Raw genomic sequence first — 6,714 nt, forward strand, 5'->3', positions numbered from 1 at the left:
AAACGACCTGGTCGCCGACCTGGAGTGGGTCCCAGAGCCCTGGTGTGGACGCCATCGGTTCACACGCCGATCGAGCTAAGGTCCGGAAAGAGGGGCCCGGACGCCTCGATCCAGACCGATGGTGGCCGCATCCCGAGCCCTACGACGGCGACAATACGGTACTTGTAGGCAGCCGTCATCTTGTTGTGCCGAACGACGGCGTCTAGCGGCAGCGGTAGCTGTGCGGTCTTGACCACCGAGGGCACATCAGTCCCGAACTCGGTTTGATTGAAGCTCAGCGCGGTTCCATCCGCGAACTCGACCACAACGACCTTTAGCTCGTCGTGGAGCTGAAAAACGTCCCGGAACACGGTGACGGGGACCTCGAACGTCAGCCCAGCCGGCACGGAGGCGTCTAGCATGCTTTGCCAGACCAGGTCAGGGTTCGGTTCGACCGTGAGTCGGCTGAGGTCGACACGAACGTCCATCTGCTCGGCCCGTGGGACTGACGCCTCGGCTCGATAGCGCAGAACAGACATGGGTGCCAACAGTGCCGGCAAGGTCGCTGCCACGCCATCAACCTGAGGATCTGAGGTGACCATCTCGACACCCACGCCCGCCGAGTGCAGCTGGGTCGGGGGTAGCGCAGTGAGGCGTATTGGGCTCTCACACTCGTTGCGGACGCTCACGTGCGCTACGCCCGGGCGTTCCTGCTCAGAGGTCACGCTCGCCACTCCTCCAGCGAGCTGAGTCAGGCGGGCGACCAGCGGCACCGCCAAGGTATCGGTCTGCCCTATCGTCACCAGAACCTCGCCCGTGAAGAGCGGCGAGCCCCCGATCCCCATCACGGCATCGAAGACCGCCTGGAACCCAGGCAGGTCCAGGCGCAACACGTCTACGATCTCACGGTCGAAGGCCACGAATGAACCCTCCCGGACCGAGCGCTCGAAGGCACCAGACGCCGCAGGCAGCATCAGCCGATAGGTCACGCTGTCAGGGTGGGACCGCAGCACCTCGAAAGTGATTTCCGCAGCCGGGTCCAACAGCGGGGATTCGGCCCGGAGAGCAGGTTTGGCGGCTTCGATACGCCGCGTGTCGAGGATGGGGTAGGCAACATAGGCAACCTCGGCAACCAGGTTGTCGGCATTGCCATCCGGGCTGGTGAAGCGGACGCTCAGCGACGGATTCCGCGGAACCTCGGTACGCCGACCCAGCCGGTACACGTCAGGGAGGCACAGGAAGACACCTCGGTCAGAGCTCCGCTGGTAGTAGTGATGGACAGTGCCCTCGAATGCAACGGCATGATGAGTCAGCGCTGGCATTCCCGAGCCAATACCCGACAGGCCCTCGAAGATGTAACGGTGCAGCTCCTTGTCCACGAAGGGGACCGGCATGATGTTTTGCGTGAATGTCGACGTCGTCACCAGGTAGCGCGGCGGGAGAGGTTCCGGATCTTCGCCGACGATGCGGGGATCGACCCAGGCCGCCCAGTCCTGGCCGGACGACGAGCCGGCATCGACTCGAAGCTCCAAGCCCACTTGCTGGGCGCGCAGATGGGCCAGGTCGGCGGAGACGCTGTCAAGGAAGCCGGTGTACAGCTTCTTGTGCCGGAGGACCTCGACCCAATTGCGTCGCCCGTCCGGTAGGTCGTAGTGCGCGAAGACAATGAACTCGACCCCGTCGGAGTGGGCTGCTCCCCGTACAAAGCCAACCTGCGCCAAGAAGGTTGCACGGGGTGGTAATTCCACCATCGGATGGTGACCTTTGATGGTGCCGAAGTCGACCCACTTGGGATGGGTACGCAATGCACGCCGGTCGGTGCCGTCCTCCAGGGCGATCGAGGAGCTGAGAATGACGAAGCCATTGGCATCCCCATCGCTGCCGTTGAACGGCAGGGCAACACCGTCACGCGAGTTTCCGCTAGTGTCGGTCAGTTGCGCACCACCCCAGCGGGCATGTGGCGACAGCTCAAGCATGTCGATCACGACAGGCGGAGTGACCTCATCCACGGCTGAGCGGACCGCGACCCTGATGGAGCGGTCCAACCGCAGCTGCGGCTCGGCACTCGCAGTGGTCAATGCGTGGTAGATCTCGTCGCGCTCACCAAGTTCGTCTACCTGCAAGGTCGCCACGCAGCCCTCTTCGCTGACCACCACACTGAACTCGTGCGAACGCTGGACGGTACCGCCATCGGCGACGGGGGCCAGATGGATGAGCTGGAGCCGAAGCGTGCAATCGAGCGGAAGAGCGCCTTGGGGCGCGGTAGGCGGTCGCTGCGCGGTGAGCGCAACCGCCAGTTCGAACCCGTCGCCTTTGGGGGCCAAAGACATCTCGTACCGGGCCTCGGTTCCAACTCGTCGCTCGGCGAGGACGTACGTCGGCACAAAGTAAAGTTGGTCTGGTTGGTGCGGGTCGATGAAGACCGTAAATTCAGATGCGGGCTCGTCGGTATAGGGCACCTCAAGGTTGGCTCGGTCAACGACCGGCCGGTTCCTCGGTCGCTTTGCGAGTGGCAGGTCAGGGTCAAACCAATCCGGGATGTCGAGAGCACGGCCGACATGGGTTCTTTCGCCGAAAGTGATCTGGTCGTCTACTGGTCGCGAAACTACGACAAGGCCCGATGACGATGTCACGCCCTCTCGGGTTTTCAGCAGATGGGCGAACTCAGCGGGCAAGATGATGCCGTCGCTTCTCGGGATGATATCTGTAGACATGCGTCTTCGCTCTCCCCAGTGGGACCGGCCCCTAAGGTCCGGCAACGAGCCTGATATGACTTGAAACTAGATACGAAGAGTTCGGGTGCCAGGAACCCGGGTCGACCCCCAAAAAGGCCGTGCACCGGTACGAGTGCACACTCTCGTACCGGTGATGATCGCTTCTTGCATACCGCGACGGTGTGTTGTGCAAAAACCTACACCTACACCTGCGACCGGACAACCCGCTAGACCGATTCCTGACTAGAGCCACGTAAAACCTGATCGTAAGTAGACGTTGCATGAAGTTGTGGCGAATCAGCTCGCCATCATCACGCGGCTCGGTTCTGCACCCTTGACACAAGCCTTCCAAGTGAGGACGGTGAACGTCTATTGGAGGTGTCATGGGTCTTAACCGTCAGGTTCTGCTCCAATTCGAGCCTCAGAATTCCGACGTGTGAATCAAGGACCGTACCGCCCTGCATTGGGACGGACGTCAGTTGTAGCTCGCGGCAGACGAATTACCGGGGTTCGAGCGCCTCACGGCGCATTCAGGAGACCCGTCTTACGGCGAACGATCGGTCCTTTTAATTATCGCGGTTGCCTCATCGCTGACGAAGCTGGTCTGGACGCCTACCTGCCACTGTACGGGCGGTCAGGTTGAGCCAAGCTCAGAAAGCTCGACGTAAATCTCACGGTCGATCTCTAACTGCACACGAAAGCCGTGAAATCCTATGCCTGGCGAGATGCTTTGGAAGAAGAGAGCTTCGACTACCTCTTTGGGTGTCAGGCGAGCGTGGGGGGTGTCACTACGACCCCTGAACTCTACAGGTACTGCCGAGGTTATTTCGTTCGTCACATCGGGCGCAGGGTGTCCGGTCTGACTAGTCAATGTGCCGGGGACCCTACGAGCAGTGAGAACGTGGTCAAAGTTGGGGCTGGATGTAATCAAATGTACAAGGTGCAGTTGCTCGACTCCTCCGAAACAGAGGTAGGTAAGATCTGAGTTCACCGTGTGGTCCGCATGGAAATCGAGTTTGCTAAAATACACAACACGACTCACGTTCGCGACGGCACCGCGGAAAATCGGCTGCCCGCCGCGCTCGAAATGGCCTCGGTAGACAGTTCCCTCAATTGAGGAACGGGCCGGTCCGTCACCACTGGGATCCAGCTCAGTAATGTGGAACTCCACGGGTTCGAATGTGTACAAGTCGTTGTCGTCATTTGCGCGATCGGCGCGTAGGGATTTGCCCGCAACCTCATCGAATTCTACCTGAAGGATTACTTGAAAGTTGTGCGGATGTTGGAACATCGGTAGATGCGACAGGTACAGGACGTCGCCCCCGAACAGCAGCATTCCATGAACGCCCATACTTCCGTGCTCGTCATGGCCGCCGGGCCCGCTGCCGTGATCGTGCTGCTCGGTCATGCTTAGCCTCCTCAGAGTCCCTGACCTAGTCCTTCTCAAACACGAGAGCTTGCCTGAGTCGATTCAGGCAAGAGGGTCGGATACGCTAGCTCTTGGAGCTCACCTTAGAACTTGATATCCCATAACGGAAGCATTATCGGGGCCTTCGGGGATCCGACCAGCCTCGATTTTTCTGGCCGGTGGACAGTGAAATAGCGATGACAGAACTCATGCAGGATGGGAGCCAAGCCGTCACTGTTGGTTGGGGCACACAGTTCGCATCTGAACACCGACGCTAGGTTCGTGTCCTCTTTCGGCATACCGAAATTTCAAAACTTGCCGATTGTCCTCAACCAGCGCGATGCGACCTCCACCTCCATGGAACGGTGTGTGGCAAGTCGCTGGTCCTCGACTGGATGGAAACAGGATTACAGGTAAGCGTGAGCCTACATATACGGGGTTGCGCGTACTTGTCGAAGCTGGTGCACTCTGCGTCCGCTCTGGCGACGGGGAGAGGTCGCAGCGAGCGATGCATCAGGCGCAAGACTGCACCCTCAGGCCGGCGTCCTTGGCGTTATGGGTCCGGTCCTCGCGGCGGGCCCGACGCCGGTGGCGCAGTTCGAGACCCGCCATCTGGCTACCCGGACCCATTCGCGGGGCGTTTGTCGCGAATGCGGTGATACGGTGTCCGTCGGTGAGCGGACCTGGGCGCCGGGGTCGAAGCCACTGCGGAAGGCGTGGGGTACAAGAATTTTGATCTGCCCAAGTTGCTCCTGCATGGCCTCGCCGCAAACCAGGTGTGGTGTGAGATCGTCGCCCTCGCCGCCGACCTGCTCGCCCGGCTTCAGCTGCACCGACGCGGCCAATCACACCACGCTCCAAGCCCGTCGTAGGGGACCGAAACGGCTCCACCTGCGGCTACCGGTATCGCCGGACGCCTTGCGGTCAGCGGCCGCCGCACCGTCGCACCTCGCCGTCGGGAGCCGGGGGACCGGCGTCGTCCGGGCCCTCCTGACCCGAGTCCGGGCCCTCCCCACATCCAGTGGCTGACCCCAGAGTCACCATCACCACCCAGCGGCCAGGGCTATGTCGGCACCCGGACCGGCGCCCACCCCAAGCACCATCGGGGCTACTGTTCCTACCTCCGCACCACAGTCAACTGCCAGCGAGGACAACGACGTCCCGTCCCTGCGCCATTACAAGATCATGAAAGATGCGGGCTGGAAACTCACTCGCGACCGGCGTCGACACCGGCCTGCTTGCACTGGCCCTGAGTCTTATGGGGATAATGCGGTGCAATCGTGCCGCTCTATGCTGCTGGTATTTTATCCCACTTGACATTCTTCTTGAGCACGAATGCCGTTGTGCCTATAGCGAGGGTTCCTACCAAGATGAGAACCGAACTCCAAGCGGAGTAGTCGTATCCTGGCACGTCTCGAAGCGGCGTCGTTGGAAGCGAAAGGGCCCAGATAACGAAGGCTGCTCCAGCGGCGCACACCTCAAAGTACGGCACCTGAAACTTATCGTCGGCGCTGCGGTCCTTCTGTGCCCTGTAGCTGAGGCCCAAGGTAAGTGCAACTGTCACCCCTAGCAGGATGACGACGGCCGCCCAATGAGCCGTGAAGTCAGCGTCACTGATCGGATTGCCAGTCGGAGGAGTCACGTCACCGAGAGCCGCCAACACGGCAACATACAGAGTAATCGTTTCTGTCGGAACAAACTTCGTTAATTGAGCCAAGGGTCCAGATGAAACGGAACTAATTGCGCTTTGAGCCTCTGCGTGGCCGGCTTGCTTGGCCTGAGTCTTGTCGGCTGGCGTGATTGGCTGGTCGGGTGCTTCCAGTGCACCCTCGAGCGCCCGATCGATGACCTCGGCCATTGTTCGCGCGGCAGGCCCTAGCCTCAGTGCGCTGTCTTGTGCCATCGAGGAGACGCTCATCTCCACCTCCAATGCCCGTAAATAGCATGCCGCAGCGAAGCCCCATCGGCAACCACTTTTGTGGCTCTTCGTACCTGCAGTGCGGTGAGGGACACGCGGGGATGACCTGAGGGGCGGAAGGATCGAAGCCAGAACCAACTCGTCCGAGCGAGCTAGGTTTCACCAGGTTCCATTCGGCAGATCCTGCCATGGGGGATCACTTCTGCTGGTGAACCGGCGTATTGGGAACCTGTGAACGCCACTGCATCGATTGCGCGGTCTGGCTTCGGAGGATCGCGTCATCGCGGCGTTGGTGGTTGCTGGTTATGACTGCAGGGCTGCGCGAACGAAGGCTTTCCCCTGTGACGTGACGGTTATTTCTTCTGGCGCGCCGCGGTCGTTGAGGACACCGAGTGTCAGCAGTAGGTGCCGGGGCTCGCAAAGGAGTGCGTGGACGGTTTCGGGTTCCAGTTCGACTCCGGTGCGGGTCCTCCAGCCGAGTGCGCTGAGTCCGAAGGTGGCCGCACGGCACATCCTGACACAACGCCTAGCAACCCAGGGGATAGCACCGGATGGTTCATGAATGAGATACGAAGACTACAGCTTGACATAAGATAAATTATCGGCGATCAACCAACGGGAATACGTAACCGCCATCGTGCTGACCCCTCCAGTCATGGTTGGGCTGAACTCGCCCATGCAACAGGCTAGACGCG

General features: G+C 60.6%; 3 protein-coding genes and 1 pseudogene. All 4 read right to left on the minus strand.

The window, feature by feature from the left end:
- Window positions 1-59: 59 nt before the first annotated feature.
- The 4 genes and pseudogenes from ACX80N_RS17005 to ACX80N_RS17020 all read right to left on the minus strand — a co-directional run bounded on the left by ACX80N_RS17005 (window position 60) and on the right by ACX80N_RS17020 (window position 6,019).
- Window positions 60-2,693 (minus strand): hypothetical protein, encoded by a 2,634-nt coding sequence (locus tag ACX80N_RS17005; protein ID WP_459340333.1) that lies wholly within the window; start codon window positions 2,691-2,693, stop codon window positions 60-62.
- A gap of 634 nt (window positions 2,694-3,327) precedes the next feature.
- On the minus strand, window positions 3,328-4,101 hold the full coding sequence (locus tag ACX80N_RS17010) for a hypothetical protein (protein ID WP_459340334.1): 774 nt from the start codon (window positions 4,099-4,101) through the stop codon (window positions 3,328-3,330).
- Window positions 4,102-4,635: 534 nt separating this feature from the next.
- Window positions 4,636-4,803, minus strand: a pseudogene (locus tag ACX80N_RS17015) (IS1380 family transposase); the annotation flags it as partial.
- 586 nt (window positions 4,804-5,389) lie between these two features.
- Complete coding sequence (locus ACX80N_RS17020) at window positions 5,390-6,019, minus strand: hypothetical protein (RefSeq protein WP_459340335.1); 630 nt, start codon at window positions 6,017-6,019, stop codon at window positions 5,390-5,392.
- Between the last annotated feature and the right edge of the window lie 695 nt (window positions 6,020-6,714).

It is taken from the genome of Arthrobacter sp. MDT2-16 (genome assembly GCF_054510925.1).